Origin of the sequence: Sinanaerobacter chloroacetimidivorans, from assembly GCF_018128545.1 — a bacterium.
Taxonomy (GTDB): Bacteria; Bacillota; Clostridia; order Peptostreptococcales; family Anaerovoracaceae; genus Sinanaerobacter; species Sinanaerobacter chloroacetimidivorans.
Genome location: NZ_JAGSND010000009.1, coordinates 132,496 through 158,979, shown reverse-complemented (window position 1 = coordinate 158,979; position 26,484 = coordinate 132,496). Strand labels below are relative to the sequence as shown.

The following is a 26,484-nucleotide window of genomic DNA, read 5'->3' as shown; positions in this document are numbered from 1 at the left end:
CTGAATACGGCAAAATAAGTACATCTAAAGCTTAGAAACTTTAGATGTACTTATTTTTATATAATTTATTGCAGTGTGCTATAGCTTATGATATACTGTAAAGTGTAAAGCTACATAATAGCGAGGTGCAAATATATGAATTTAGACGAAGCAATTAAGCGAGTGCGTTCAGATATGGGATTGTCCCAAGAGGCACTGGCACGAGAACTTCATGTTGGTTTTACCTCTGTAAATAGATGGGAAAACGGACATACTAAGCCAAATCAAATAGCTCGGCATGCTTTAATTAAACTTTGCAAAGAGAATAACATAGAACCTGAGCTGATTGAAATAATCGAAAAGATTAGATAGACATTTAAACATTCTTCTATTCTACAAGTAAGGAGACTTTTCTATGAAACTTGAAAAAGAAATTGAGTCGAGCTTTATTCAAAAGCTACAGGATTTAAAATATAAATATCGTCAAGATATCAGAGATAAGGTATCGCTTGAATCTAACTTTAGAGAGCATTTTGAAAGACTTAACCGAGTTAGATTGAGTGATTCAGAATTTACACGTTTACGAGATAGTATAATAACTTCAGACGTGTTTGCTGCCGCTAAAGCACTTCGAGAAATGAATACTTTTAAGCGTGATGATGATACACCTTTGCAATATACTCTTGTGAATACTAAAGATTGGTGTAAAAACGAATTTGAAGTGGTTAGTCAGCTACGAATCAATACTGACAATAGCAATCATCGCTACGATGTAATTATTCTTATAAATGGCATTCCTGTAGTTCAAATTGAATTAAAAACACTGCAAATTACACCTAAGAAAGCAATGGAACAAATCGTGAATTATAAAAATGATCCAGGCAACGGATATACAAATTCACTACTCTGTTTTATGCAGCTTTTTATTGTTAGCAACGAAACTAACACCTATTATTTTGCAAACAATCAGATGGAACATTTTTGCTTCAATGCAGATGAAAGATTTTTGCCCATATATGAGTACGCCGACAAGGAAAATAGAAAAATCACAAACCTCTATGAATTCACTGAAAATTTCTTACCTAAATGTACACTCGGAGAGTTAATCAGCAGGTATGCAATAAAATTAGAGATATTAGAGGAGGAACACAAAATGCCAGATTCGCGAGAACATAAAGTGAGCTGCTCAAACTATCAATGCGAAATTGAACTCACGCTGGAAATCTTAAGTGGCAAATGGAAAGCACTGATTATTTGGGAGCTTCATTTGCACGGTATTATCCGATATAACGAGTTCCGTAAACTTATTCCCGGCGTCACGCAGAAAATGCTGACCCAGCAATTAAAGGAACTGGAAAAGTACGGAATTGTATCTCGTACCGTTCATCCTACAGTACCGCCTACGACGGAATACCAGCTTACAGAGCTTGGCAACGAGCTTATTCCCATTATGAGTGCCATGGATCAGTGGGGGAAAAAATATGTGCGGCTTTATCAGGAGGAGCAGACTCAAAAATAAGTATTCATGAAAAATCCTTGCAGCACAACAATTCCTACCTTTTGGTAATCAAGACACCAAAAAGTGCCTTCTTTTCAAATGCGTTGTCCTTTGCTAAAATGTGAAACGAAAGCGAGGGGCAACGCCCCTACGAAATATAATTTGAAAAGGAGCTACTGATATGCAAAGATTTACTATTCCCAGAGACCTCTACTTTGGTGATAACGCCATTGAATATCTGGCAACTGTCAAGGGAACAAAGGCGTTCATCGTCTACGGTTCCAACCGTCTGGAGTCCGATGGTGTGATTGGAAAGATGCAGGATTACCTGAAGCAGGCCGGCATCGAATCCACTACTTTCTCTGGTGTTGAGCACGATCCTTCTGTTGCAACTGTCCGAGAGGGCGTTCGCCAGATGAACGAGTTCCAGCCCGATCTGATCATCGCTATCGGCGGCGGTTCTCCTATTGATGCAGCCAAGGCCATGTGGATCTTCTATGAGCATCCCGATTTCACCTTTGAAGAAGCTGCAAAGCCCTTCAACCTGCCTGCAATGCGTAACAAGGCACATTTCATTGCCATTTCCACCACCAGCGGCACCGCTACTGAAGTGACCTCTTTCTCCGTCATTACGGATAACGAAACTGGAATCAAGTATCCGATTGCCGATTACAACATCACTCCTGATGTGGCTATTCTGGACACCACTCTGGTAGAAAAGATGCCTCAAAAGCTGGTGGCCAATACCGGCATGGATGCTCTGACTCACGCTCTGGAGGCTTATGTTTCTACCGTTGCAAATCCCTTTACCGATGCACTGGCTATGCGCTCTATCGAGATGATTGTCAAGAATCTGGTGAAGTCTTACAATGGAGACATGGAGGCTCGCAAGCAGATGCATCTGGCTCAGAACCTGGCCGGTATGTCTTTCTCCAATGCCATCTTGGGCATTGCACACTCCATGGCACATAAGTCTGGTGCTATTCTGGATGTACCTCACGGTCTGGCAAATGCCATCTACCTGCCCAATACTGTACTCTTCAACAGCAAGAATGCAGTCGCAGGCAGCCGTTATGCAGAGATTGCACAGCGGATTGGTCTGAATGGCAATAATGAACAGGAGCTTATTACTGCTCTGGTCGATCAGATCAAGAAGATGCGCAGCGAGCTGGGCATGGCCGGTTCCTTGAAGGAGTTCGGTATTGACGAGGAAGTCTTTATGTCCAAGGTTGACAACATGGCAGTCACTGCTGTGGCAGATCCCTGCACCAGCACCAACCCCAGAGAAATCACCCCTGAAAAGATGAAGGCTCTCTACATTGCCGCTTACAACGGTGAAGACATTGCGTTCTAATACGTGATTCCATCTTCTGTGCTGCGGTTCTAAACAAATCATTTTCAGCAATGATGGGATCGGATGAACCGATCCCACCATTTGCTTCTGTCTGGGAAAGTTTTTATATTCGTCTGGAAACGAACAATAAAACGACATATAATGTAGGAGGACATATGCAATGGATACAGTGAGGGAAACAACAAGCGCAATTAAACTGTTAGAGCAGGAAAACATCCCATACACACTCCATTCCTATCCCACTGAAAATGGTCCTGTGGCCGCTGTTGATGTGGCAGCCTATTTCGGATATGCTCCGGAACGATTGTTTAAGACGCTGGTGACCTCGGATCACAAGGGCGGTTACTATGTGTTCTGCCTGCCGGCTGAAAAACGGATGGATTTGAAAAAAGCAGCATCTGTCGTAGGTGTGAAAAATCTGCAGATGTTAAAACCTGAAATTTTCGAAGAACTGACTGGGTATACACATGGCGGATGTTCTCCCTTTGGCCTGCGGACAAAACTGCCCATCTATGTGGATCACAGTGCCAATAATTGGGATGCCATTTATGTTTCTGGCGGAAAAGTAGGCTATCTTGTTGAGGTACAGCCAAAAGTACTGGAGAATTTGGTTGATGCTCAATATGCGGAATTTACGAAATGATAAGAAAGGATATGAGTATATGCGATTTCAGGAATTAGCGGAAAAAAGATATTCTTGCCGAAGCTTTTCTCAGCGAAAGGTAGAGAAAGAACTGGTAGATCAGATCATCAAAGCAGGAATTACCGCCCCAACAGCAGTCAATACCCAGCCGGTTAAGATCTTCCGGCTCAACTCGGAGAAAGCAAAAGAAAATATCCGGCAAGTATGCAACTATACCTTTGGGGCAAATACCTTTCTTGTTGTCGGTTACAAAGAAGCTGAGGGATGGGTTCGCTCGTTTGACCAGCGGAATTTTGCAGATATTGATGCTGGTATTATTGCAACACACATGATGTTGGAAATCGAGGATTTAGGGCTCAGCACTACCTGGGTTGGGTATTTTGATGCGCCCCGTTTACAATCTCTGTACCCGGAAATGAAAGAGTATCATTTAATTGCGCTGTTTCCCATCGGCTATGCCGCAGAGGATGCTGCGCCCTCGGATCGACATTTTAAGCGAAAAACCCCCGAAGAAATCGTTAAGATTCTTTGAACAAGAGCCTAAAAAATCTTAACCAGAATTAAATATAATCTGGTCAAGAAATAAAGAAAGTCCAGTGGTGTAATGTCAAGTAAGAAATAAAAAAGGAAACGCATGGTTTTCACATATTTCATAAAAACAAAAAACATCCACCTAGGCCCTGTCGATTCTGCTTTTAGAAAGAAGCAGGGCTAGATCTATCAGCAGAAGTGAATTGCTATTCTGCTGAACGATATAAACGATTGGCTTTGAGCAGTGCAAAGACTAACCGCACAAATTTACTGGCAGTTAATGCGAGTGCGCGTTTGTGTTGGTATCTGTTTACCTCTTTGTATTTGAGGTGGTAGAAATCTTTATATTCCTTGTCGCATCTTACAAGAGAGAATGCTGCTTTACACAGATAATACTTTAAAAATCGGTTTCCGGATTTGATAAGTCGAGTATTTTCCGCTTCAAAGTTACCGGACTGATACTGAGTCCAAGCAAGGCCAGCATATTTAGCAAGCTGTGCATGATTTTCAAAACGATTGATATCTCCAATCTCAGCTATGATTCCAGCTGAGAAAACGGGGCCAATGCCAGGTATGGATATCAAAACATTTGACAAGAGTTCCATTTGTGCAGCGATTGCTTTATCGAACTCTTTGATTTGAGTTTCTAATGTCTTTATCGAGGTTATAGATATAGAAAGCACCTGGTTAACGGAGTCATTTACCGTTTTGGGGAGATGGTAAGAACTTCGACGGCTTTCTGAATGGCTTTGGCTATTACATCGGGAAAGCGGTTCTTTCCTTTTTCCATAATAAATGCAGTCAGTTCTTGTAAGTCCATGTTTGCCAAGGCTTCTGCGGATTCGAATTCTTCGTAGATAGCTAAGGCAGTATTGCTGAAGGTATCAGAAAATACCTTTTCCTGCGTGAAAGCAGAATACTTCTTAAACAGCACGTTCATAAAGCGTTGTTTCTCTTTAACGATGTTGCAAACGGCGAAATAGCGTGCACGTGCTAGGTTTTGGAGGGCTTTGTAGTGGTAATCGCCCATATATACCTCTTTGTTGATTCTTCCGAAACGCAGGCAGTCAGCAATGACAAAAGCGTCCACATAATCATTTTTAGGCAGGTCATTGTAAAATTCTTTAAACTTCTTTACCTCCTTAGGATTAAGGACATGAATCTTTCTGTTAAACGGTGCCAGAACAGCATCTTCTCTTAAGAAATATACAAGATTGTCTCCATAAACAGAGGTTGCTTCGAGACCAATCAGAACTGTATCAAGGAAATGGGAAGTTAATGCAGAAAGTATTCTTTTCACAAGATGGACAGATGCGAAACCACACTGCAAGATGGTAGTCCATGAACTTAAGCAAACAGCCAGCCGGTTTGAAGCCAACTTCCATGTCAGGGGAACAGACTTTCTATAAAGCAACCATTACTAGTTCAACAGAGGTGAGAAGAACTATTACCTGATTGACACTAGGACAATTATATCATGGGCTTAACTAAGCCTATTGAACAGATATGTAACTAATAAATTTAGTAAATAAAGTAGTATCTAAAGATACTATACGAGAAGGTATTTATTATGAAGAAGATGTATTGGATTTCATTGGCCTATGTCGTGTTTGGTTTGGTGGCTGGACTTTTGAACCACGAGGTAGCATACTGGACCAATTTCACCGGAGAATCCGCGATGTCGGTAGTCCATCCCCATGCGATTCTGCTGGGCGGATTGGTATTTTTGTTGCTACCCCTATTTATGAAGAGTTTTGCAGTTGAAAAACAGAAGAGCTTCCAAGTTTTCCTATGGGTGTACAACATTGGGCTTATCATAACTCTGGGCTTTATGACTGCAAGAGGGATATCTCAGCTGCTTGTGATGCCTTTCCCAAATTTTTTGGATCATATGGTAGGTGGCCTTGCTGGAATCGGTCACATTATTCTGACTGTGGGGCTGGGTTTTCTGTTCCACGCACTCATCAAGTCCGCAGATGAAAGGAGCGACAAATAATATGACTGGTCAAATTTATCATGTGGGATTAACGGTGTCTAATTTAGACCAATCCATCCAATTTTATTGGGATGTGCTGGGGTTGCAGTTTCAGGGTGAGATCCTTATGGAAGGACCTGAGACGGATACGATGTTTCGGCGGGAAAGTTGTAAAGCGAGAGTTGCATATCTGAACGGCACTGACAAAAGCGGTATGCCGCCGGTGAAGTTGATCCAGTTTTTGGATAGTCAGATAAGCAAACAGTCCGCCGACCTTTTTACCACCTCCGTGTCGGAACTGTGCTTCTACACAGAGGATATTGAAAAGATGTATCAGCACTTACAAAAACATGGGGTGGAGTGTCTCTCCGCACCCCAGAGCTTTGATTTTACGGCAAGAGGCTTTGGAAAAAGTAAAGCATTTTACTTCCGTGACCCCGATGGCATCATTTTAGAAATAATGCAGCCAATGTAAATCCTTCCGAAAAGTATAAAAAGCATACGATCAATATTTCTGTTATGCCAGAGACAAATACATGGAGCACTGTCTATGTATGCTGAGCTAACACCGGTATGCAGTACATTTGATTGAAACTCAGGAGGTGAACCTTTTGCGGAAAAAAATGATCCGTGTCGTAGATGCAACACAAAACAACTTAAAACATGTGTCTGTGGACATTCCTAAAAACCAAATCACTGTGGTCACGGGTGTGTCCGGTTCTGGCAAAAGCTCGTTGGTGCTTGATACCGTTGCGGCCCAGTCCATAAGAGAGCTGAATGACACCTTCCCCAGCTTTGCTCAGAGGTATCTTCCGAAATATGGCAGGCCCAAGGTGGGTAGAATTGAAAGCCTGCCTCCTGCCATTGTGGTGGATCAGAAAAAGCCTTCGGGGCAGGTGCGATCTACAGTAGGCACCTATACTGATACCTATTCTCTGTTAAGACTTTTGTTTTCCCGTTTGGGAGAACCCTTTGTGGGATATTCGGATTCTTTTTCCTTCAACCATCCCCAAGGACGCTGTCCCCGGTGTGACGGACTGGGCGAAATTACGGAAATTGATGTACACAAGCTTGTGGACTTCGATAAGTGCTTAAATGATCCTGGTGTAATCAATTATGTGGCCTATGAACCGGGCCAATGGCGCTGGCTCTATTACGGTGCGTGCGGATTGTACGATCCCAACAAAAAAATCAGGGACTTTACACCGGAAGAATTGCACTTGTTCCTCTATCAGGAGCCAATGACTCTGAAAAATCCGCCCCCGGACTATTACAAAAATGGTAAATACGAAGGTCTGATGTACCGGATGAACCGAATGCTCAAGCGAGATGATGCCAAGGTACACTGGAAAAAGCTGGAACCTATTGTGATCCAAGGTGTTTGCCCGGAATGCCATGGAGCCAGACTGAATTCCAAGATCCTGTCCTGCAAAATCGGTGGAAAGAACATTGCCGATGTGACGAAGATGCCACTGTGGGAAATCATCACATGGCTGGGTGCAATCCAAGATCCAATTGCTGTGGATATGAAAGCAGCACTCCAAAGCAGAATTCAGGCACTCATCGACATCGGTCTCGATTACCTTACTCTGGATCGTGCGATGGGAACCTTGTCGGGCGGCGAGGCACAACGGTGTAAAATTGCAAAATATAACAACTCATCCCTCTCCGATATGCTCTACATTTTGGATGAGCCAAGTGTAGGTCTGCACAGCCACGATATTCATCGGCTCAGTGATGCCATTGTGGAACTGCGGAACAGAGGAAATACGGTTTTAATGGTAGAGCACCACAAAGAAATGATGGAAATTGCCGACCATATCATCGATATGGGACCGGGAGCGGGTATCTTGGGAGGCAAAGTACTGTTTGAAGGAAGTTATCAGGATCTGAAGGCGTGTGACACGCTGACGGGGCAGCTACTCCGGCATAATAGCGGACTAAAAGCCGAGATAAGAACACCTACGGATTGGTTCTCGCTGAAAAACATCACCCTGCATAATCTGAAAGACATTTCCATCAATCTACCTAAAGGGCTCCTGACGATCATTGCCGGTGTAGCAGGATCAGGCAAAAGCTCCCTGATGCAAGCTTTTGCCGACCAGTCGGATGAGAATGTGACCCTCATCAGTCAAAAGAGCATTGGCATGAGCCTTCGCTCAACCCCGGCCACTTATATGAGTGTTGCCGACGACATCCGAAAGCTGTTTGCCAAAGCGAGTGGGCAAAAGGTGGGCCTCTTCTCCTTTAACGGAGTAGGTGCCTGTCCTGTCTGTCAGGGTAAGGGCGTTATTATCTCGGAGATGGCTTTCATGGATGCAATCGAAACAGAATGTGAAGCCTGCGGTAGTCTACGATATTCCAGAGAAGCACTTCAATATACGGTAGACGATCTGAATATCGCTGAGGTTATGGATTTGACGGTCAGCCAGGCGATGGAGCGTTTCCGGGGTACCGTCATTGAAGAAAAGCTGAAACCACTTTCCAGCGTCGGTCTGTTTTATCTCCATCTCAATCAGTCCCTTTCCACCCTCTCCGGAGGCGAATTGCAGAGAATGAAGCTGGCCTCCTACTTAGGGAAAGCTGGTCAGATTCTTGTGCTGGATGAACCTACAGATGGACTCCATTTGCAGGATGTACAGAATATCATTGCGCTATTTGATAAGCTGGTTTCTGATGGAAATACGGTGTTCCTGATTGAACACAATCTGGAAGTTTTGAAAGCCGCCGACTATGTCGTAGAAGTAGGCCCTGGCGGCGGTGAAGAAGGCGGCCGGATCATCTTTGAAGGCACACCGGAACAGCTTCTGCAAAGCAGCCTGTCTGTAACCCGCCCTTATTTGGAAAAGGCACTGGGCAAATAACAGGAGGATACCATATGAAACAGGCAAAGACCAACGCAATACGGATGCTGGATCGACAGAAAATCCATTACGAATTAAGAGAATTTCCTTTGGATGGGCAGAAAACAGCAGATTATCTGGGGCTTCCCCATGCCATGATTTTCAAAACGCTGGTGACAACTGATACAGCCGGTAAATATTTTGTGTTCTGCGTTCCCACCAGTGAGGAGCTGGACCTCAAAAAAGCTGCCAAAGCTGTGGGGAGCAAGCGAATCGAAATGCTGAAACAGAAAGATCTTCTGCCTTTGACCGGCTATGTCCATGGTGGCTGCTCTCCAGTAGGCATGAAAAAGCTGTTCCCAACGGTATTGGACTCCAGCGCCAAGCAGTGGGAAACCATTGTTGTATCGGCAGGTCACATTGGTATGCTGATGGAATTAGCCCCTGCAGATCTGATTCAAATGGTAAACGCCACAACAGAGAGCATCACGAAATAAGTGATGTGTGATTTTCCTCTTCTTTATCTTGATGGAGAAACTGTCGCGAAGAGTTCCGCTATATCCACGGGACTCAGTTAGTTTTGCCACATACATCCATATGCTTTTTACTGATTAATACTCTTCTTAAAAACGCTATCCGTAATATTCGGATTCGATTCATGAAACACAGCGGAACTGTGCTTCAGCAAGGCACCCATCTTTATTATTTTTCTCTGATTATTATATTTCTTCAAGTGATACCTTCTCTTCATATGTCATATTGCCATATCCCATATGCCACCAAGAAAACAAACTGATCCCTTGGTGGCGTATCTTCTAGCTGCTGTCTATCAGCGTATACAAAAGGCTACTTTTTCCTCCGTTTTCACGCCACCTCTGTTCCTTTTTTATAAGCCCAGCCTTTACCAGATCCTGAATCGCCCGCTCTACAGTTCTCCGTGATAAGTTTAATTCCTTTGCGATAGTACCAATCGCAGGATAGCATTGTCCGTCTGTATTACTCCGGTCTTTCAAATACATATACACAGCTTTAGCCCGATGAGGCAGATCTGACGAATAAATTTTAGAAAAATAAGCCATCTGTTCTCCTCTCTGCTAATCAGTTCTAAGAGGTGGTCTTCGAGTAGCTGCCTTATGCTGTTTTTCCTTCGCTGTCTCTCCATGAGCCTTTCCTCCTAAAAAAGAAGCCTCCTCCAACTTTCCGCTTTCAACAGATCCCCTCCATAAGTCTTCCTCATCAAAATCAGACCGCCTTACTATTTCCTCCTCCAATTCCAATCGGTCAGCATATACAACTTCTCTTGCTGCCTGTTCCGGGACTTCATAAACCTCCTCAAACCGGATACCCCATTTTAAAAACAAAGGAAGTCTTGTTTTCATAGGGCATACCCCTGTCTTAGCAAGAATGAAATTCCCTTTTGGCAAGGTCTTTAACTCCTCCGGCGCCATTAATGGTCTGCTCATCATCTGCAGGCTCTGGCTGAGGTCATTTTTTCCTCTGGATATAGAACCAGACAACACCGTTCTGTTTCCCAATGCTTTTGATAAGATTTCTGCGCTCTCTGAGTTTGGTGCAAAACCTCCAAACAAAATATCCTGGCAGTTATCGATGATAATACTGGAACCTTCTTTTCCATAATTCTTTTCCAACTGCGCAAAGCTCTGAATGATAGGAACCATGCTGATCCGTCTGGAACGGCCTGCGGAAAACATCATCTCCATGGATTCAATTTTTGGTATGGTTCCGATTTCATCCGCAAACATCATGACTCTGTTGGGCAGCTTTCCTCCATGTTCATCTGCAATCGTCAACATTTCCCGGTAAAGCTGCTGTAAAAACAGGGATACCATAAAATACTTCGTGTTATCTTCTTCCGGCAGCACAATAAAAATTGCTGACTTTTCCCTACAGAATGTTTCCGTGTCCAAGGTACTCTCAAAGCACAGGATCTGTTCCATTTCAGAATCCAGAAACGCATTCAATCTGGACATGGTTGTGGATAGCACAGAGGCCATTGCCTGATCCGCAGAATTTAAAGCTGCTCCTGCAAACCACTTCGCCTTGTGAGTAGGTGGCAGCTTATCCATAAGTAACTGGAACAGGCTCCGGTTCTTCACGGGGGATGGCGCCAGAAGATCCTGAATCAGCTTGAACACAGAAATGATATGGCGTTTCTCTGGCGGGCAATACTCTGCAATCAACAGAATCACAGAAGTCAGCAAACCTTCTGCTGCATCATAGAAAAAAGCATTTTGTCCATAACTGTGTCGTGCCCCCAATTGCCATACCAGGATGTTGTAGAGAGATGCAGTCGTTAGGCAGTAGTAGCAGAAGGAGTTGAACTGTGCGGAAACACAGCGTGTTTTCCACAGTTCAATACCTTTTTATATGGCCCAAAGAAGTGCCTCGGGTGCCGGTGGCCGATAACCCAAAGCGCTATGCGGGCGTTTCGTATTGTACTCCCGTACCCAACGGGAAAGTAATACCTTTGCTTCTTCAAGCGTATCAAACAGCTCTCTGTTCAGGAGCTCATTTGCCATCGTGCCGTTAAAGGATTCAACAAATCCGTTCTCCCAGGGACTTCCCGGTGTGATATACACTGGTGCAATATCCATCTCAGAGAGCCATTCTCGGAGCGTTTTGGCAATAAACTCACTGCCATTATCACTCCTCAGATATTCCGGCGTCCCTTTTTGTAGCACAACAGTTCTGAGGACGTTTTTGACATCCTCAGATCGAATTCGAAAAGCGGCATGACTGATTAAGCATTCCCTAGTGCATTCATCGATAATATTCAGAATCTTAATCTTCCGCCCCTTGCTTGTTTTGGCTTCTACAAAGTCATAACTCCAAACATGATTCGGGTGCTCTGCTCGCAAACGGATACAACTGCCATCATTAGTCCATAGCCGTCTTCGTTTGGGTTGTTTGGTCGGCACTTTCAGCCCTAAACTGCGCCAAATACGATAGACTCGTTTGTGGTTGATCCGATATCCTCGCCCCCGAAGCATGGCCGTGATCATGCGATAGCCATATCTTCCATAGGCTCTGGACAGTTCTACTATTTGTTCTGTAATTTCATCTTCATCGGGTAGCCGATTGCAGACATACCTTTGGCTGCTTCGGTTTTGCCCAATGAGTTGACACGCCCGCCGTTCGCTGATTCGATAGTTCTCCATTATTGTCTTTGCTGCTGCTTTGCGCTTCGGCGGGCTTAAAAGTTTCCCGAGTTGATATCCTTTAGTATCTGGTTGTCCAGCATCACTTCTGCAAGCAGCTTCTTCAGACGACCATTCTCTTTTTCCAATTCCTTTAGTCGCTTTGCCTGGGCCGGGTGTAGTCCAGCATACTCTTTCTTCCAACGGTAGTAGATCGCCTCACTAATTCCTTTGTCCCGACAGCAGTCGGCGATGCTTTTTCCTTTGCCGTTTAGAATTTCAATATCTCGGAGAATTCCGACGATCTCTTCCGCCCCATATGTTTTTCGTGGCATGTTTCATCAGTCCTTTTTGTTATCTTACCACGACTTTTCTCTACGAGCAATTGGTTTGCTTTTCGGGGGGCAGGTCACCACCAATGAATATCTTTCATTTTCATAGAATTACCAGCACTTATACGTTCTCCTAGCATTTTAATCTTATAATTATCTGTCTCTGTTTTAGCAAATAAATAAAACCATACATTAAAATATCTAATTATGTATACCTCACAATCTCCATTGTACATCATACACACTCCTGTCTATACAGTAATATATTTTCCACTTTTCTACAATATCCACATAATGTATACTGTAGTCTATGGGGTAAATATTTCTACACAAATGGCTCCAAAGCCAACTGCACCGACTAAAACGGAAGAAACAACCCCTAAAAACGGTGATACCCGAATCGTAAATGGCAAACAGCAAAGTTACCTGTTAGGCTTCGGCTGGGTGGATTATATGGGCGAAAATGAGGTTATCTACTGCGAGGGTATGTATGAAAACGGCAACAAGGTTGGAGTGATGGACTGACCCACATAGCACAAAAGCTGAGAGAACAACTCGTTCCCTCAGCTTTCATTGTCATAAAATTTTGTACTGTACTTAAGTGCTTTTAACAGTTCTTCACCATCGAGTTTGCCTGCTTTATAGTCAAGTCTTAACTGGGAAGCATGAGATGACCAATGTCTAAATTCTTCTTCTGTGATACTGTTTGTCTCCCTGTTAGAGTCCCAGGCATCAATGCGATAATACCTTGAATACATACGATTATAAATTGTCTGAAACTGTTGCAAATAAGTATCTTCTTCCACAGACTTATTAAATTTCAGCTTTGCTCCAATCTGCTTGCAGGTGCGATTGCCTTTATAAATCCTGTCGCAGTATTCTCGTTTGCGCTTATCAGCAAGTACGAAATACTTGTCACACAAGGCGCAATGCTTAATACGGATACCACGTTTAAGCATTTCCATAAATTCTAAATACAGCATTTCCTCCAAAGTCTGAATAACAAAATAGCTTGCCATATTGATTGGCGTTTGACTGTCTCTGTGGATATCGGCAAGTTTCTTTTTCATATCAACTTCGTCAGGGTCAGAATACCGAAGAACCCTGCTTTTATCAAACTCACCATAGCTCATGGGTGCAATTCCATATCGTGTTCTAAGCATATAGCGATTAAAGGTTGGAAAATTATTTCCGAAAATTAAAAATCGCTCCGGCAAGGTATATTCGTTCAGGACTTCCTCCGACAAACAAACTTCAAGTGCGATGCGATAGGTGTTTTGCAAATCCACATAGTAATGAAACATATGGATAATGGAACCCACCTGTTCTTCTTTGCTTTTATCAGAGCCATAAAAAGTCAGCACCATTTGGCTGTTAAGAAAAAACTGTACATAAGGGTGCTTGTCTTTCAGCAAATCAACAATGTACCAAAGCCTATTTTTAATCTCTTCAAAATTACTCGATACCTCTTCGGTATTGAGTTTTTTTAATTCCTCTAAACATTCAGAAAAATCAAGCTCGCAAAACTCCACAACACACTTGCCCATGTCCTTTAGCTGTACAAATGTATTGGCAGTAGGACTTTCGTCAAAGAAAACATTCAAATTATTGGTTTTGTCTGTAAAAACTCTTGCGAATGGATAAGTTGCCTCCATATATTCACCACCTTGTAAAGAATAGATTTTAACTAATTTCAATTCTTTTAATTCACGATATAAGCATAACACAGATTATTCTAAAATGAAAGTACAGAGTTAACTGTACCTTGAAAATTGAATGATCGGCTAAAGATGATACTACGCCAAGACCTCGAAAGAGCGAGCGACGAAAACGATGGAGAGAACCTCGGTCAGGAACGGTCTTTAGGTAGAACGACAAATCACAAATCAAAATATAAAGGAGATAGAAATGAAAGAATTTAAAACAATGACCGGCGAAGAAATTATGAATACCCCATTACCACAAACAAACTTTATAGTATCAGACTTATTACCAACAGGGGTGCACATCTTAGGCGGTGCTCCGAAAATTGGAAAGAGCTGGCTTATGCTATGGATGTGCCTGCAAATTTCAAAAGGTGAAAAAGTTTGGGACTACGACACGAGGAAAGGCACGGTTCTGTATTTATGTTTAGAGGATAGCTATACAAGAGTACAAAACAGACTATTTGAAATTACCGATGATGCACCTGAAAATTTGCACTTTTCGGTGATGGCTGAAAATGTTGAAAATGGTCTTGCCGAGCAGATTGAAGCCTTTGTTGCTCGGCATGAAGATACAAACTTAATTGTAATTGACACGCTGCAAAACATTCGTATGGTGAGCGATGGCAGCAATAGCTATGCTGACGATTACAGGGAACTGAAAATTCTCCGTGAGATTTCAAACAAACACAATATTGCAATTTTACTTGTTCACCATTTGCGAAAATCAAAAGACGATGACCCAATGAATATGCTGTCAGGCACAACAGGAATTAGCGGTGCAGTGGATACTGTGTTTATTCTAAATCGTAAAAAGAGAACTGAAAAATTAGCAACACTCTTTTGCAGTGGCAGAGATATTGAATCTAAAGAATTCAGTTTAGAAATGGACAGCAATTTTATTTGGCAAAAGCTTGATGATCAACAAGCTGAAGTTAAATTTAAAGAGGTCGATGAGTTTGTAAAATGTGTCATTCACTATTTTTGTTTCTCTGCAAGTAACGCTGAGTTTATCGGAACAGCAACAGAATTGTCTAATTTGTTTGAAACGAAGTATGAAAAATATTTTGCTTCTACAACGATTAAAAAGAAACTTTTAAAAAACCATAGTTTCTTTTTTGAACATGGTATCACCATTGAATTTAAGCGAACCCATACTGATAAAATCATTCACATAAAAGGTAGTGCAACGATTATTAATGCGGATATTGCGTTCGGTGCGTCGGTAGAACAGGACATTACGGGTGGACTAATTTCACCGTACGCACTGGACGCATAACCTCCTACTGCTGCCCCCTGTTCGCCCCTGTGTGGGCTTTTTAAGCAAAAGGTAGAGGAGTAATGCCACAATCGATTTTGAGAGCCAGTTGTGCCGACTGTCATAGGCGATTTTGGCACTCAGAACATCTCATAGGTCAGTACCCTCACTAAAGGTATAGATGTGAAAACTCAAGGCGACAGCAAGCGATTTTGATCAAGGTTGCACCGCTGGCGATATTGCCTTTTTCTGTGATAACACCAAATATTCGCATGGTGGTGGCTACGCTTTTTCCCACCTCGGGTGGGGCGAGCAGAGCAGGCGTGTATACGCCCGCCTCGGCGACACCTGCCGCCTATTTTCGGGCAGAAGCCCGTACCCACTTTACGAGAGTTAAAATTCAAAATAACAAGGAGTTGAAATAACCAATGAAAGATAAATTTGAAACCTTTAGAGCCTCAGAAAAAGAACGGCAAGAATTAAAACGTATGGCGAAGAAAGCCAAGATGAGCAAGTCGGACTACATTCGTCACTGTGTTTTTGATAAAGAAATTACCGTTATAGACGGAATTGATGATTTCGCTAAACAGCTGAAAGCTATTGGAAACAACCTAAATCAGCTGACTACAAGAGCTAATATGGGGCACTTTGAAGCGGTAAATTTAGCGGAAACCAAGGAGCAGTTAGGCAAAATTTATGATTTGCTGGCACACCTTTGCAGGCAAGAACCTGTGGAACAGGTAGTTAAATTTGTAGATGAGGAAGAAAGTATTTTAGTTGTTGAACCAGAAAATCCGCCTGTTGCCAACCAAATAAGTCAAGAAGTTTTGCCCATATCTGAGATTGAGAATGAAAGAAAAGGTTTCTTTGCATTCTTAGACAGGAGGTCTTGATGGCAACAGTCAACTACATTCCCTACAAAAAGCAATCAGCCTTCACTATGCGAGCCGTGATGATGTATGTCTGCTTAAAAGAAAAAACGCTCTTAAAAGACCAAGGCTATCCATTAATCACAGGGCAAAACTGCTGTGCTGAAACGGCATTTTCTGAATTTACTGCAACCAAGGCACGCTACAAAAAGAACGACCAAGTACAATTCTATCATTACACACAGAGTTTTAAGGTGGGTTTAGATATTACTCCACAGCAGGCACACAAAATTGCCGTAGAGTTTGCACAGAAAAACTATCCCGACTATGAAGTTTTAGTAGCAACACACACCGATGCACCTCATATTCACTCCCACTTTATTATCAATTCTGTTAGCTTCGAGCATGGCAAAAAGCTACATCAAACACCGCATACCTTGCGTGAATTGAGATTATCCTCTGACGAAATATGTATGGAACATGGCTTTGAAGTTCTGCCAACCTACACCTTTGGCAGAAGTAAAACTCCCAGCCGTGCTCAGCGTAAGGCTCAGCAGCGAGGTGATAGCTGGAAAGACCGGCTCCAACAAGCCATTGAGTTTGCCATGACACGAAGCTCTGATAAAGAAGATTTTGTGTTCAATATGGAGCGACAAGGCTACTTTGTAAAGTGGACAGATACACGCAAAACCATCACCTACACCTGCCCCAACGGCAAGACCTGCCGTGACGATAGGCTCTTTGGTAGCAAATTTTCCAAGGCTAACATGGAATTGGAATTTGATTACAGACAGCAGAAAAAAGAATTTGATGAGGAAACAGGTTGGGAGTATGAGCGTAAGCAATTTGAAAATCAGTATTGTAAGCAGTCTGAAAATGAAATTTATAAACCGAGAAACACAAGCAAAAAGCTAACCAATGAGATTTTGCACAACCTAAGATTTCTCGAAAAAGGTGTCAGTGAAGATGATGAGCTGGAAACAATCACTCACCTTGCAACCCTCACTGCCTTGTCCTTCGCAGGGGTATATATTTTGCTTGGGGCAATGTCCAACAGCCACTCACAAGATGAGTTAGACGACCAAGATGTAACTGATTATATAGAAAAGCTAAAACAGGAGCCTGAAAATTGTATCGACTATGAGGAAGAACAGAAACAGGGCTTCACTATGACGATGATGTAAGGAGATTGACTATGAAGAAAAATGAAAATTTGAACACAGGATTTTACGGAGAAACTATGCCGCTTGTCTATAACGTCGGCAACACAGCACGAACAATTTATCGTGATACAGCAGTTACTATGACTGATGCAGAGTGCTTTACCGAGCGAAAAATGGTGGTGGATGGTAAAAACTTTTATGTGAAATCCATCTTTCCTATGATGCCCAAGTCCACTTCTACAAGAGAACTAATTGCTTTGGTAGACAGCGAAAAAGAATAAAAAAACAATAGACTTGTGGCACTGAATAGGGTATGTTTGTGTTACCGTATTCAGTTTGTCGGAAAGGAGCTAAAATGAAACAGACAACTGAAAAATATACAATTTTATACGCAAGACTAAGTCAGGATGATGGCAGCCAAGGAGAATCCAACAGTATCAGCAATCAGAGGCTTATCTTGGAGAAGTACGCAAAGGACAATGGCTTTGAAAATCTCAAATTCCTATTTGATGATGGATATTCGGGAACCAATTTTAATCGTCCAGCCTTCAAAGAGCTGATGGAGCTTGTGGAAAATGATGAGGTAGAAACCATCATCGTCAAAGACATGAGCCGATTTGGCAGAGAGTATTTAGAGGTGGGCAGATACACCGAAATTATATTCCCAAACTATGATGTAAGATTTATTGCAATCGGTGACAACATTGATAGTCGCTATGGAGTTGATGATTTTGCTCCGTTCAAAAATATCATCAACGAACTTTACGCCAAAGATTGTAGCCGTAAAATTCGTGCAGCCAACAGGGCAAAAGCTGAAACAGGTGCAAGGGTCGGCACAAGGGCACCCTATGGTTATATCAAAGACCCCGATGATCCAAAGCGTAAAATCGTTGTTGATCCCGAATCTGCTGAAATAGTCAAGTACATCTTCAAGCTCTGTGTTGAGGGTAATGGTCCCAGTCAAATTGCAAAAAGGCTCTCAGAAGAAAAGATTTTTATGCCGAACTATTATTGGTACACAAAGGGTATGCCATATACCTCAACTACTGATATGAGTAATCCCTACCGATGGGAGCAGACAACAATTCGGCACATTCTTGAAAATGAAGTTTATTTAGGTCATACCATCAACCTCAAAACAACAACCAAGTCCTTTAAAAACAAGAAGAAAATTGAAGTGCCAAAGGAAGAACAGCTTCGTTTTGAGAATACGCACCCTGCTATTATCTCTAAAAAGGTATGGGATATCGTCCAAGATATTCGCCAGCATAAACGCAGACGAACCAATATGGACGAGCAGGATATGTTCTCCGGTATGGTCTACTGCAAGGACTGCGGAGCAAAAATGGTACTGCATCGTGCCTCAACAATGAAGAAAAGTGATTACAATTTCGCCTGCCGAACCTACAAGAAAAAAGGCAAAGAGGTCTGTACCGCACACTTTATAAAAGAGGATCAGCTTGCAAAAATTGTTCTTGATGATTTAAGACGAGTAACCCATTATGCAAGACAGCACGAATTGATGTTTGCAGAGGTTGTCGCAAAGAAAAACAGCAAGGAAACACAAAAGGAAATCAGCTTGCTGACCAAAGAAATCGCTACTTTAAAACGACGTGACGATGAGCTTACCAAGCTGTTTAAAAGGCTGTATGAGGATAATGTACTCGGTAAAATTCCAAACGAGGTGTTCCGAAAATTAAGCGATGACTACCTAAAAGAGCAAAACGAAATCCAGTCTACGATTCCCATAAAGGAAAGTAAACTGGAAAAACTTAAGGATTCGGTTGCAAATGTCACTGCCTTCATCGAGGAAGCCAAGGAGATTACTGAAATTAATGAGCTAACGGCAACCATCCTCCACAGGTTCATTGACAGGATTGTTGTGGGAGAACGCACCGAAAAATACTCAAGAACAGCACTGCAAGAAATCCAAATCCATTACCGCTACATTGGACTGCTTGACGATGTCATCGAGCAACCCGCTTCAAGAGAACAGAAAGAGGTCGCTTAGAAACAGCAAAGGGCAGACAGCGAAAACTCACTATCTGCCCAATACCACACCGCTTAGCCATAGTTTAGGATAATGTCCCTATGGGACTACGGCTAAACCAGTTCTCTTTTTTTAGGAAAAGTTATTGAACTACTTAAACTACTTATACTACTTGAAATGCTTGTTATATACAATTTCCATAGACTCATCCAAAATTTCCAACGCCTTCCTGACATGCTCTTCCGTAATATTCAAAGGCGGTTCTATACGAATGGTCTTCGCATTGATCAAGGATCCTGAGAGCAGCAGCTTTCTGTTGAAGGCCTCAAACACCACTTCATATCCTAAATCTCCGTCGCAGAATTCCATTGCGATCATCAAGCCTCTTCCCCGGTATGCTGTCAGCAGTTTCGGATATTTCTGATGGAGCTTTTCCAATCCTTCCATGAATATAGCTCCTGATTTCTTGGCTTTTCCGCAAAGATCCTCAGAAAGAATTACATGGAAGGCTGCAATACCGGCAGCCGTTGCCAGCGGATTTCCCCCGGTTGTAGTGCTGTGAAGCAGCGGATCCGGGAACATGCCTCTGAATGCTCTTTCGGTACAAACGCAGGCACTGAGCGGTACTACACTGCCGGATATGGATTTCCCCAGGCAAAGGATATCCGGAGTTACTTTCGAATAATCTGTGGCGAAGAGGTACCCGGTACGTCCCATACCTGCCTGGACTTCATCTGCAATCATCATGATATCATATTTGTCGCAAATTTCTCTGATTCCCGGAATAAAATCATCCGGCGGAATCTGTACACCGCCCTCTCCCTGGATCGGTTCATAGATAATGGCAGCCGGAAGTTCTCCTGTAAACTCCATGCAATCGATAAGCTTCTTTAAGAAATCAAGATCCCCGAAGGGAGCGTGTCTGACTCCCTGAAGCAATGGGAGAAATGGGCCACGGAAATGCTCTTTTGAAGTCAATGAAAGGGAACCCATGGTCTTTCCGTGAAAGTCTCCCTTAAAGGCTACATAATAATGTCTGCCGGTTGCAAGGGTGGCCATTTTCAAACCGCATTCCACCGCTTCCGTACCAGAGCTTGTAAAGAAGGTGTATTGAAGGTCTCCGGGGGTAACATCGGCAAGGATTCGGGCCAGCAAGCTGCGATTGGCATCAATCAGTTCGGCACTGGACAATGGCTGTTTGGCCAGCTGATTGGTTACGGTTTCGATTACCTTGGGGTGTCTGTGCCCACAGTTAAAAGCGCCGAATCCACCCAGGCAGTCTATATATGTATTTCCGTGGAGGTCTACAAAGGTATCGCCATTGGCCATCCATTCCATTGCCATATCGTCAGAACCGGCTGACTTTCGATATTCCAGGAATCCCGGGTTGATATGGTTGTCAAAATTATGCCTTGTCTCGTTGATAAAGAATTCTTTTTCGTCCTCAGTCATTGATTTCTGTGAAATTGTTTTTATTGCATATTCGGTATATTTTAATACCTCGTCAAAGCTTTTTCTCATTTCAAACCTCCCTATTTTATTTAAAAAATAATTTTTAATAGATTGCAGTAAGCTTACCTGTCTTTTTCTTCTTTTAATGCTTCCTCAACGGAAGCTTTTAAAATTTCAAAGGCAGTGTCACAGTCTTTTTTCGTTGCAATAAGAGGCGGAACCATTCTAATGATGTTTCCTCCAATGGCCGTAACAAGCAGCCGTCTGTCCAAACAACCGTGTTTTATCGCAGCCGCACCCGGGAAGTCAAATTCTACGCCCACCAGCAAGCCTTTACCCCGTACTTCTCTTATGTTAGGCAATGCCGCCAGCTTTTTCATGAAGTAATCCCCTACTTCTTTTGCATTTTTGTCCAGCTCTTTTTCGAGAAGCTCACTGACCTGTGCATAGGCAGCCGCACAGCATACCGGACTTCCGCCATAGGTCGTTCCGTGGGAGCCTGGATTGAAAGCAGCCGCAACTTCTTTCTTTGCGCAGATGGCTCCGATAGGCATTCCGCCTCCCAGCCCCTTGGCCATAGAGATGATATCGGGCTTCACATCGTAATTCATGTAACCCATCATCTTTCCGGTTCTGCACCATCCGGTCTGAATTTCATCAATGAGCAGTAAAATCCCTTTTTCGTCACATAGTTTTTGTATCCCCTGCATAAATTCCTTTGTTGCCGGCCTTACGCCACCTTCTCCCTGTACCGGTTCCAGCATGATGGCAATGGTGTTTTCCGTAACTGCTTCCCGGAAGGAATCCAGATTGTTGAATTCCGCATAGGAAAATCCCGGAACCATGGGCTTAAATCCAAGCTGGCATGCATTGTCGGGCTGCCCGGTGGCGGACATGGCTCCATAGGTTCTGCCGTGAAAGCTATTCCTGGCTGTAATAATGTGGTATTTTTCCGGCCCAAAACGATCCGTTCCGTATTTTCTCGCCATTTTAATCATAGCTTCATTGGCTTCGGTACCGGAATTTTGATAAAAAATCTTATCCATTCCCAAGGTTTCGCAGACCAGCTCCGCAAGGACTGCCTGCGGAATCGTATAAGGATAATTAAAGGTGTGCATGATATCGCCCACCTGATCCCGAACTGCCGATACTACCTTTTCGTTGCAGCTGCCTGCATTATTTACTGCAATCCCTCCATAGAAATCCAGATAAGCATGACCCTCTTCATCGTACAGATACATCCCTTTTGCTTTCACAGCGAGGAATGGGAATCGCTGGTAGGTTTCTATCATATACTTGTTTGTCAGGTCCATGACTTCCTGTACCGTTAATTTTACATCTGATAATTGCATTTTCTCAAATCCTCCGTTCTCTAAGAACTATCGACTCTTAGACAAATTTAAACTGATACGGATCTTTCTTGTAAAATGACATCCAGGATTTTTGGCAGATTTTACAAATTATCTTTTGTTCACGGTAATTCTAAACCTTGTAGTAATTACAAAGTCAATAGACCTAAAATATTTTTTTCATTTTTTGTTTTACAGGCACCTGAAGCTTCAAAAAAGCGTTTCTCTCAAAGTGATTAAAGGTTGGAAATTCAATCAAAACTTCACTGATACAGTCACCCTTCACCTCGTAATTGTGTTCGGGAATATAGTCCATAAGGGATCTTAGGGATTCTTCCTCCTTGTTAAAACCATAACAGTATTTGCATAAGTACATGTCTTCCGGAATCACTTCAATGCCCCCGTCAGACTGGAAATCATCCTCGACAAAAAGAAATACCTCGGTAGCCCACAGTTCTCTTTTTCTAAAATTTTCCTTTCGCATGATGCTGCCTACGTTGCAAAAATAACTCATAGGCAATTTATGAAGGACATAGTTTTTTTTCAAGGAACGAAGAATATGCTCATAGTAATCCATACCGTAGCTGTAACAATTGATTTTCGTATCGAAACAAAATATTTTTCTTGCTTTTATGTATTCCAAAACAACGGTATTTTCTTCGGGAGCAGCATCATAACGGCGATAGCTTTCAATAGATCGTTCGATAGCCTGTTTCGCATGATGCAATTCCAGCATTTGTTTTTCGATATTATTCTTTTGAAGTTCCAGGATATGCCGCATTTTTTTGATATCCTTTTCTTCAAAGCACTCTTTGATCTGAACCAAATTCATGCCCAATGCCTTCATATATTGGATCATATCCAGTTGGGCACATTGTTTTATGTTGTAATACCGATATCCTGTTTCCGGGTTAATTTCGCTTGGTCGAAGGAGTTTCATCTTGTCGTAAAGTCTTAGTGTCTGTTCAGAAATACCATTAATCTTAGCCATCATTCCGATCGTAATGTGATCCATAACTTTGTCCATGATTTTATCCCTCACTCTTCTTGTATATTTATATTTAATAATATTAAGGTTTCGTTTATTAAATAACAGAAAACTTTATACCAGGTATATAGTTTTTTCAAAATTCAGAATATTTTTACTGTTTTTCCATTTACATTAAATATAAGGGCGATTATAATGGGCCTCAGTTAGAATGCGATTTGTATTCTGTTACCATATTCTATATCCAATTCTATATAAGCACAATTGAGAATACAAATTGTATTAAAAAAAAATTGCACTGAGTAAATGTTAAGGAGGATATTTTTATGGAAGTAGGATTTTGGGCAATCGTGCCGCCCCTGCTTACAATTGTGCTGGCAATCATTACAAAAGAAGTCCTGTTGTCTCTATTCATCGGTGTCTATACGGGCTGTTTAATTATTGTCGGCTGGAACCCTTTAGCCGGAATGGAAAAAATGGTGGAAATCATTATCGCCAAGCTTACGGATCCCTGGAACATGCAGGTGCTGATTATCGTGGTACTTCTGGGAGGATTGATCGGTTTGCTTACCAGATCCGGAGGTTCTACTGCCTTTGGAGATCTGTTAGGGCGTAAAATCAAAACAAAAAAAGGAGCACAGGGTACGACTTGGCTTATCGGACTTATCATTTTCTTTGATGATTATTTCAACGCATTAACAAACGGAGCAATCATGAGGCCTATTAGCGATAAATTCGGGGTGTCCAGAGAAAAGCTTTCTTATATTATCGACTCTACTGCGGTAGGGATCTGTCTGGTTGTCCCGCTTTCGAGCTGGGTGGCCTTTATCTGTTCCCTTATTGCAGACAGCTATGCCACTGCCGGAGTGGAAGAAGATTCATTTCATGCCTTTTTAATGTGTATACCTTTTAACTATTATGCCTGGCTGTCTATCATCATGGTAATCGTAGTTGTTTATTTGGGTTTGGATTTTGGACCTATGGCCAAGGCTGAAAAGAGAACGATGGAAACCGGTGCACTCTGCGATAAGACCTTTAGCGGCGGCGGGGCTGACGATGACGATTTTTCTTCAATCGAGCAAAAAAATGGAGGCGCGATTGACCTCCTTGCTCCGATTCTTTTATTGATTATATGCGCACTGACCTTTATGCTGTATACCGGCGGTTTCTTTGAATCCTTCAGTGTTCTTGATGCCGTAAACAATATGGACGGAATGCTTGCACTCACCTATGCAGTCTCAATCTCCGTCATCTTTTCCATTATTTTCTATTCCGTCAGAAGACTTTCCAAGGTCAGTGAATCCATCGCAGCTTTTGTAATAGGAACAAAATCCATGCTGTTTGTCGTAATACTGCTGGCATTTGCCTGGGGGATAGGCGGTGTCGGCGATGAACTGGATACTGCGGGCTATGTCGCATCCCTGTTTATCGGAAATGTACCTCCATTCCTGATTGCGCTCATTATATTTGCCTTCTCCTGCGTGATGACCTTTTCAACAGGTGCTACCTGGGGAACCTATGCCATCATGATTCCGCTGGCTGTTCCTCTGGCTCTTGCCATGGACATCAGTGTGTATGCCTGTGTCGCAGCCGTAATCGGCGGCGGCGGATTCGGGAATCATTGTTCTCCCCTTGCAGATACCGCTATTTTATCGTCTGCAGCTGCGAATATCCGCCATACCGATCACATTAAGACCCAAATCCCTTACTCGGTTACGTGTGCTTTAGTAGCCTGCGTAGGCTTCCTGATCTCCGGCTTTATGGATAACTGGGTTATTCCTATGGTGGTGGTTCTGGCTCTATTCCTGGCTTCGGTATTTACACTGAACAAGATATTCGGAGCAAACCGTTACCAAATTGACAGGGAGCAACAAGATGAAAACATTGCGTAAATTCAAATTCATCCTTAAAAATAGATCCATTCCTTAAACAGGAAGAGACAAGTCGAATGCCCAAGACTTGTCTCTTTCCTTTTCGGTACCAGAATCGTTTCCATGAATTCACCCAGGAAATGATCAGTATAAGTTGCTGTAAATGTTCCCTGCCTGTAGCGGTACTTCCCGAAGCCTGCTCAATTCACTTACCGAAACAACCTGGAACCCCCGCTCGATCAATTCTGGAATGATCTGTTTCACAGCCTCAGCCGAGCTTTCATAAATATCATGCATTAGGATAATATCTCCGTCTTTTACATTCTCAAAAACCTCGTCATAAATCTTTTCAGGATCTCTGCTTTCCCAGTCACGGGTGTCAAGTGACCATAGGATGACCGGCATATGCAGTTCTTTCATCAAATCTACATTTACAAAACCGTAAGGGGTTCTCAGTACTAACGGCGCATATCCCGTTGCCTCTTCTATAATATCTTGCGTCGTATTAATCTGATAGTTCAGCTCTTCAATTGATAATTTGGTAAAATCCCGATGATTTAGGCTATGGTTTCCGATTTCATTTCCTCTTTGAATGATTTCCGCCAAAAGCTCTCTGTTTCTATCTGCCTCGGTTCCCAAAACAAAAAAAGTTGCAGCCGAATTATGTTCATCTAACACATCAAGAATGACGGGAGTATAGAGCGGAGACGGCCCATCATCAAAAGTTAACGCTACCATTGGTTTGTAGGGATCCAGCACCCGATTGGCCCCCACCCCCTGCTTTTCCAGCCGGAACTTGTTCGGTTGATTATATGTCGCTTTCAATTTTATACCTCCGTAAATCTCTTTTATTTGATATGTTATAATATGACGATAATGGCAGGAAGGAAACGTTGCTTCCAATGGGATAAAAAAAAAGAGGATTGCCTCCTCTTTGATATTGCAATATCCTCTTTTATATCGGAAAGTTCTCTTCATATTGAAACGAAGCTTTCACCTATGGAAATCTTGTTTTCGATCATGTCACGGTTCTCGATCCGGTATCCCGCATAAATCTCAGATTGTTTAAATATTTCTCTTATATCCTGTTCGCTCATGCCTCTGCTGTCAAAAATAATCCAGGCCGCACTTTCTGCTGTGTCATCAGTTCCAATATTATTTTGTTCAAAGGAACCGGCACTGGTTGACCGAACCCTGTCATATCTGTCTATCAATGTAAGATCCGGAATTCGGATTTCCCGTTTTACCGCGTTTTTCGAATGGATTATTTTTACAGAAACAGATAATTTCTTTAAATCGTTAATGGATACGCCTTCCTCCGGTTTACTTCCAGTTCCAATCTTCTGGTATTCTTCTTCCGTAATGCTGCTGAGTACAGCCTCCGTTTGTATTTCCGGCGCAGACTTCGATTGCAGTTCGGAATCAGGTGTTTTGCATCCGACAAACATGACTGTAGGCAGCGCCAAAAGAATCAGCAGAGCAGATATTCGTACTTTTAAAGACATGTTACATCCTCCAGATTGATTTT

At 42.6% G+C, this 26,484-nt stretch carries 28 protein-coding genes; 17 read left to right on the top strand and 11 right to left on the bottom strand.

Annotated features, from left to right (window positions below; all coding sequences use genetic code 11):
* The first annotated feature begins 135 nt into the window (after window positions 1–135).
* The 5 genes from KCX82_RS13960 (at window position 136) to KCX82_RS13935 (ending at window position 4,006) form a co-directional block, all read left to right on the top strand.
* Window positions 136–351, top strand: coding sequence for a helix-turn-helix domain-containing protein (locus KCX82_RS13960; RefSeq protein WP_227019094.1), 216 nt, complete (start codon window positions 136–138; stop codon window positions 349–351).
* 43 nt (window positions 352–394) lie between these two features.
* Complete coding sequence (locus tag KCX82_RS23385) at window positions 395–1,498, top strand: type I restriction endonuclease (RefSeq protein WP_465250660.1); 1,104 nt, start codon at window positions 395–397, stop codon at window positions 1,496–1,498.
* A 160-nt stretch (window positions 1,499–1,658) separates the two neighbouring features.
* Window positions 1,659–2,831, top strand: coding sequence for an iron-containing alcohol dehydrogenase (locus tag KCX82_RS13945; RefSeq protein ID WP_227019093.1), 1,173 nt, complete (start codon window positions 1,659–1,661; stop codon window positions 2,829–2,831).
* A 160-nt stretch (window positions 2,832–2,991) separates the two neighbouring features.
* A complete protein-coding gene (gene ybaK, locus KCX82_RS13940; RefSeq protein ID WP_227019092.1) occupies window positions 2,992–3,474 on the top strand; it encodes a Cys-tRNA(Pro) deacylase in 483 nt (160 codons plus the stop codon).
* On the top strand, window positions 3,455–4,006 hold the full coding sequence (locus KCX82_RS13935) for a nitroreductase family protein (RefSeq protein ID WP_227019091.1): 552 nt from the start codon (window positions 3,455–3,457) through the stop codon (window positions 4,004–4,006). The genes ybaK (KCX82_RS13940) and KCX82_RS13935 overlap by 20 nt, the downstream gene beginning before the upstream one ends.
* Window positions 4,007–4,211: 205 nt before the next feature.
* Here the strand turns inward: KCX82_RS13935 and KCX82_RS13930 are convergent, their stop codons facing one another.
* Window positions 4,212–4,688 carry a transposase gene (locus KCX82_RS13930; protein WP_227019090.1) on the bottom strand — a complete coding sequence of 159 codons (477 nt, stop codon included), beginning with the start codon at window positions 4,686–4,688 and terminating at the stop codon, window positions 4,212–4,214.
* A 17-nt stretch (window positions 4,689–4,705) separates the two neighbouring features.
* Window positions 4,706–5,305, bottom strand: a complete 600-nt coding sequence (locus tag KCX82_RS13925) for an IS110 family transposase (RefSeq protein ID WP_227019089.1) — start codon at window positions 5,303–5,305, stop codon at window positions 4,706–4,708.
* A gap of 270 nt (window positions 5,306–5,575) precedes the next feature.
* On the opposite strand from KCX82_RS13925, the gene KCX82_RS13920 reads away from it, so the two are divergent.
* The 4 genes from KCX82_RS13920 (at window position 5,576) to ybaK (KCX82_RS13905) (ending at window position 9,320) form a co-directional block, all read left to right on the top strand.
* Window positions 5,576–6,001 (top strand): DUF2871 family protein, encoded by a 426-nt coding sequence (locus tag KCX82_RS13920; RefSeq protein ID WP_227019088.1) that lies wholly within the window; start codon window positions 5,576–5,578, stop codon window positions 5,999–6,001.
* 1 nt (window position 6,002) lies between these two features.
* Window positions 6,003–6,455, top strand: a complete 453-nt coding sequence (locus KCX82_RS13915) for a VOC family protein (RefSeq protein WP_227019087.1) — start codon at window positions 6,003–6,005, stop codon at window positions 6,453–6,455.
* Between the two features lie 136 nt (window positions 6,456–6,591).
* Entirely contained in the window at window positions 6,592–8,844 is a 2,253-nt protein-coding gene (locus tag KCX82_RS13910) for an ATP-binding cassette domain-containing protein (protein ID WP_227019086.1), read from the top strand.
* 14 nt (window positions 8,845–8,858) lie between these two features.
* Window positions 8,859–9,320, top strand: a complete 462-nt coding sequence (ybaK, locus tag KCX82_RS13905) for a Cys-tRNA(Pro) deacylase (protein ID WP_227019085.1) — start codon at window positions 8,859–8,861, stop codon at window positions 9,318–9,320.
* A gap of 318 nt (window positions 9,321–9,638) precedes the next feature.
* Here ybaK (KCX82_RS13905) and KCX82_RS13900 read toward each other — a convergent pair whose 3' ends face one another.
* From KCX82_RS13900 to KCX82_RS13890, 3 genes are all read right to left on the bottom strand, one after another.
* Window positions 9,639–9,902 (bottom strand): helix-turn-helix domain-containing protein, encoded by a 264-nt coding sequence (locus KCX82_RS13900; RefSeq protein ID WP_002593789.1) that lies wholly within the window; start codon window positions 9,900–9,902, stop codon window positions 9,639–9,641.
* 15 nt (window positions 9,903–9,917) lie between these two features.
* Entirely contained in the window at window positions 9,918–11,102 is a 1,185-nt protein-coding gene (locus tag KCX82_RS13895) for a type IV secretory system conjugative DNA transfer family protein (protein ID WP_465250659.1), read from the bottom strand.
* A 105-nt stretch (window positions 11,103–11,207) separates the two neighbouring features.
* Window positions 11,208–12,316, bottom strand: a protein-coding gene (locus KCX82_RS13890; protein WP_227019084.1) for an IS3 family transposase whose coding sequence is annotated in 2 segments (ribosomal slippage) — window positions 11,208–12,052 and window positions 12,052–12,316 — 1,110 coding nt in all. Because the reading frame shifts where the segments join, the coding sequence is not laid out codon by codon here.
* A gap of 291 nt (window positions 12,317–12,607) precedes the next feature.
* On the opposite strand from KCX82_RS13890, the gene KCX82_RS13885 reads away from it, so the two are divergent.
* Entirely contained in the window at window positions 12,608–12,838 is a 231-nt protein-coding gene (locus tag KCX82_RS13885) for a DUF6550 family protein (RefSeq protein ID WP_227019083.1), read from the top strand.
* A gap of 38 nt (window positions 12,839–12,876) precedes the next feature.
* Here KCX82_RS13885 and KCX82_RS13880 read toward each other — a convergent pair whose 3' ends face one another.
* On the bottom strand, window positions 12,877–14,010 hold the full coding sequence (locus tag KCX82_RS13880) for a DUF6076 domain-containing protein (RefSeq protein ID WP_227019082.1): 1,134 nt from the start codon (window positions 14,008–14,010) through the stop codon (window positions 12,877–12,879).
* 211 nt (window positions 14,011–14,221) lie between these two features.
* Here KCX82_RS13880 and KCX82_RS13875 point away from each other — a divergent pair, with 211 nt between their 5' ends.
* The 6 genes from KCX82_RS13875 (at window position 14,222) to KCX82_RS13850 (ending at window position 19,317) form a co-directional block, all read left to right on the top strand.
* A complete protein-coding gene (locus tag KCX82_RS13875; RefSeq protein WP_227019081.1) occupies window positions 14,222–15,295 on the top strand; it encodes an AAA family ATPase in 1,074 nt (357 codons plus the stop codon).
* A gap of 191 nt (window positions 15,296–15,486) precedes the next feature.
* Entirely contained in the window at window positions 15,487–15,699 is a 213-nt protein-coding gene (locus tag KCX82_RS13870) for a hypothetical protein (protein WP_227019080.1), read from the top strand.
* 3 nt (window positions 15,700–15,702) lie between these two features.
* Window positions 15,703–16,167, top strand: a complete 465-nt coding sequence (locus tag KCX82_RS13865; RefSeq protein WP_227019079.1) for a plasmid mobilization protein — start codon at window positions 15,703–15,705, stop codon at window positions 16,165–16,167.
* Window positions 16,167–17,327 carry a relaxase/mobilization nuclease domain-containing protein gene (locus KCX82_RS13860; RefSeq protein WP_227019078.1) on the top strand — a complete coding sequence of 387 codons (1,161 nt, stop codon included), beginning with the start codon at window positions 16,167–16,169 and terminating at the stop codon, window positions 17,325–17,327. Before KCX82_RS13865 ends, KCX82_RS13860 begins: the two co-directional genes overlap by 1 nt.
* Before the next feature lie 11 nt (window positions 17,328–17,338).
* Window positions 17,339–17,587 carry a hypothetical protein gene (locus KCX82_RS13855; protein ID WP_227019077.1) on the top strand — a complete coding sequence of 83 codons (249 nt, stop codon included), beginning with the start codon at window positions 17,339–17,341 and terminating at the stop codon, window positions 17,585–17,587.
* 74 nt (window positions 17,588–17,661) lie between these two features.
* On the top strand, window positions 17,662–19,317 hold the full coding sequence (locus KCX82_RS13850) for a recombinase family protein (protein ID WP_227019076.1): 1,656 nt from the start codon (window positions 17,662–17,664) through the stop codon (window positions 19,315–19,317).
* A gap of 147 nt (window positions 19,318–19,464) precedes the next feature.
* On the opposite strand, the gene KCX82_RS13845 is transcribed toward KCX82_RS13850, so the two are convergent.
* The 3 genes from KCX82_RS13845 to KCX82_RS13835 all read right to left on the bottom strand — a co-directional run bounded on the left by KCX82_RS13845 (window position 19,465) and on the right by KCX82_RS13835 (window position 23,124).
* Window positions 19,465–20,817, bottom strand: coding sequence for an aminotransferase class III-fold pyridoxal phosphate-dependent enzyme (locus tag KCX82_RS13845; RefSeq protein ID WP_227019075.1), 1,353 nt, complete (start codon window positions 20,815–20,817; stop codon window positions 19,465–19,467).
* 53 nt (window positions 20,818–20,870) lie between these two features.
* Entirely contained in the window at window positions 20,871–22,100 is a 1,230-nt protein-coding gene (locus tag KCX82_RS13840) for an aspartate aminotransferase family protein (RefSeq protein WP_227019074.1), read from the bottom strand.
* A 163-nt stretch (window positions 22,101–22,263) separates the two neighbouring features.
* Window positions 22,264–23,124 (bottom strand): MerR family transcriptional regulator, encoded by an 861-nt coding sequence (locus KCX82_RS13835; RefSeq protein ID WP_227019073.1) that lies wholly within the window; start codon window positions 23,122–23,124, stop codon window positions 22,264–22,266.
* A 287-nt stretch (window positions 23,125–23,411) separates the two neighbouring features.
* Between KCX82_RS13835 and KCX82_RS13830 the strand changes: the two genes are divergently transcribed.
* On the top strand, window positions 23,412–24,977 hold the full coding sequence (locus KCX82_RS13830; RefSeq protein WP_227019072.1) for a Na+/H+ antiporter NhaC family protein: 1,566 nt from the start codon (window positions 23,412–23,414) through the stop codon (window positions 24,975–24,977).
* Window positions 24,978–25,100: 123 nt separating this feature from the next.
* Here KCX82_RS13830 and KCX82_RS13825 read toward each other — a convergent pair whose 3' ends face one another.
* Complete coding sequence (locus KCX82_RS13825) at window positions 25,101–25,781, bottom strand: polysaccharide deacetylase family protein (RefSeq protein ID WP_227019071.1); 681 nt, start codon at window positions 25,779–25,781, stop codon at window positions 25,101–25,103.
* 149 nt (window positions 25,782–25,930) lie between these two features.
* Entirely contained in the window at window positions 25,931–26,461 is a 531-nt protein-coding gene (locus KCX82_RS13820) for a hypothetical protein (protein WP_227019070.1), read from the bottom strand.
* Window positions 26,462–26,484 lie beyond the last annotated feature (23 nt).

Excerpts from the sequence above, each read along its gene's own strand:
- KCX82_RS13850 (WP_227019076.1), top strand. The coding sequence starts at position 17,662 with ATGAAACAGACAACTGAAAAATATACAATTTTATACGCAAGACTAAGT.
- KCX82_RS13820 (WP_227019070.1), bottom strand. The coding sequence starts at position 26,461 with ATGTCTTTAAAAGTACGAATATCTGCTCTGCTGATTCTTTTGGCGCTG.
- ybaK (WP_227019085.1), top strand. The coding sequence starts at position 8,859 with ATGAAACAGGCAAAGACCAACGCAATACGGATGCTGGATCGACAGAAA.
- KCX82_RS13830 (WP_227019072.1), top strand. The coding sequence starts at position 23,412 with ATGGAAGTAGGATTTTGGGCAATCGTGCCGCCCCTGCTTACAATTGTG.
- KCX82_RS23385 (WP_465250660.1), top strand. The coding sequence starts at position 395 with ATGAAACTTGAAAAAGAAATTGAGTCGAGCTTTATTCAAAAGCTACAG.
- KCX82_RS13960 (WP_227019094.1), top strand. The coding sequence starts at position 136 with ATGAATTTAGACGAAGCAATTAAGCGAGTGCGTTCAGATATGGGATTG.
- KCX82_RS13885 (WP_227019083.1), top strand. The coding sequence starts at position 12,608 with ATGTATACTGTAGTCTATGGGGTAAATATTTCTACACAAATGGCTCCA.
- KCX82_RS13920 (WP_227019088.1), top strand. The coding sequence starts at position 5,576 with ATGAAGAAGATGTATTGGATTTCATTGGCCTATGTCGTGTTTGGTTTG.
- KCX82_RS13835 (WP_227019073.1), bottom strand. The coding sequence starts at position 23,124 with ATGGACAAAGTTATGGATCACATTACGATCGGAATGATGGCTAAGATT.
- KCX82_RS13945 (WP_227019093.1), top strand. The coding sequence starts at position 1,659 with ATGCAAAGATTTACTATTCCCAGAGACCTCTACTTTGGTGATAACGCC.
- KCX82_RS13865 (WP_227019079.1), top strand. The coding sequence starts at position 15,703 with ATGAAAGATAAATTTGAAACCTTTAGAGCCTCAGAAAAAGAACGGCAA.
- KCX82_RS13935 (WP_227019091.1), top strand. The coding sequence starts at position 3,455 with ATGCGGAATTTACGAAATGATAAGAAAGGATATGAGTATATGCGATTT.
- KCX82_RS13900 (WP_002593789.1), bottom strand. The coding sequence starts at position 9,902 with ATGGCTTATTTTTCTAAAATTTATTCGTCAGATCTGCCTCATCGGGCT.
- KCX82_RS13845 (WP_227019075.1), bottom strand. The coding sequence starts at position 20,817 with ATGAGAAAAAGCTTTGACGAGGTATTAAAATATACCGAATATGCAATA.
- ybaK (WP_227019092.1), top strand. The coding sequence starts at position 2,992 with ATGGATACAGTGAGGGAAACAACAAGCGCAATTAAACTGTTAGAGCAG.
- KCX82_RS13860 (WP_227019078.1), top strand. The coding sequence starts at position 16,167 with ATGGCAACAGTCAACTACATTCCCTACAAAAAGCAATCAGCCTTCACT.
- KCX82_RS13915 (WP_227019087.1), top strand. The coding sequence starts at position 6,003 with ATGACTGGTCAAATTTATCATGTGGGATTAACGGTGTCTAATTTAGAC.
- KCX82_RS13875 (WP_227019081.1), top strand. The coding sequence starts at position 14,222 with ATGAAAGAATTTAAAACAATGACCGGCGAAGAAATTATGAATACCCCA.
- KCX82_RS13855 (WP_227019077.1), top strand. The coding sequence starts at position 17,339 with ATGAAGAAAAATGAAAATTTGAACACAGGATTTTACGGAGAAACTATG.
- KCX82_RS13840 (WP_227019074.1), bottom strand. The coding sequence starts at position 22,100 with ATGCAATTATCAGATGTAAAATTAACGGTACAGGAAGTCATGGACCTG.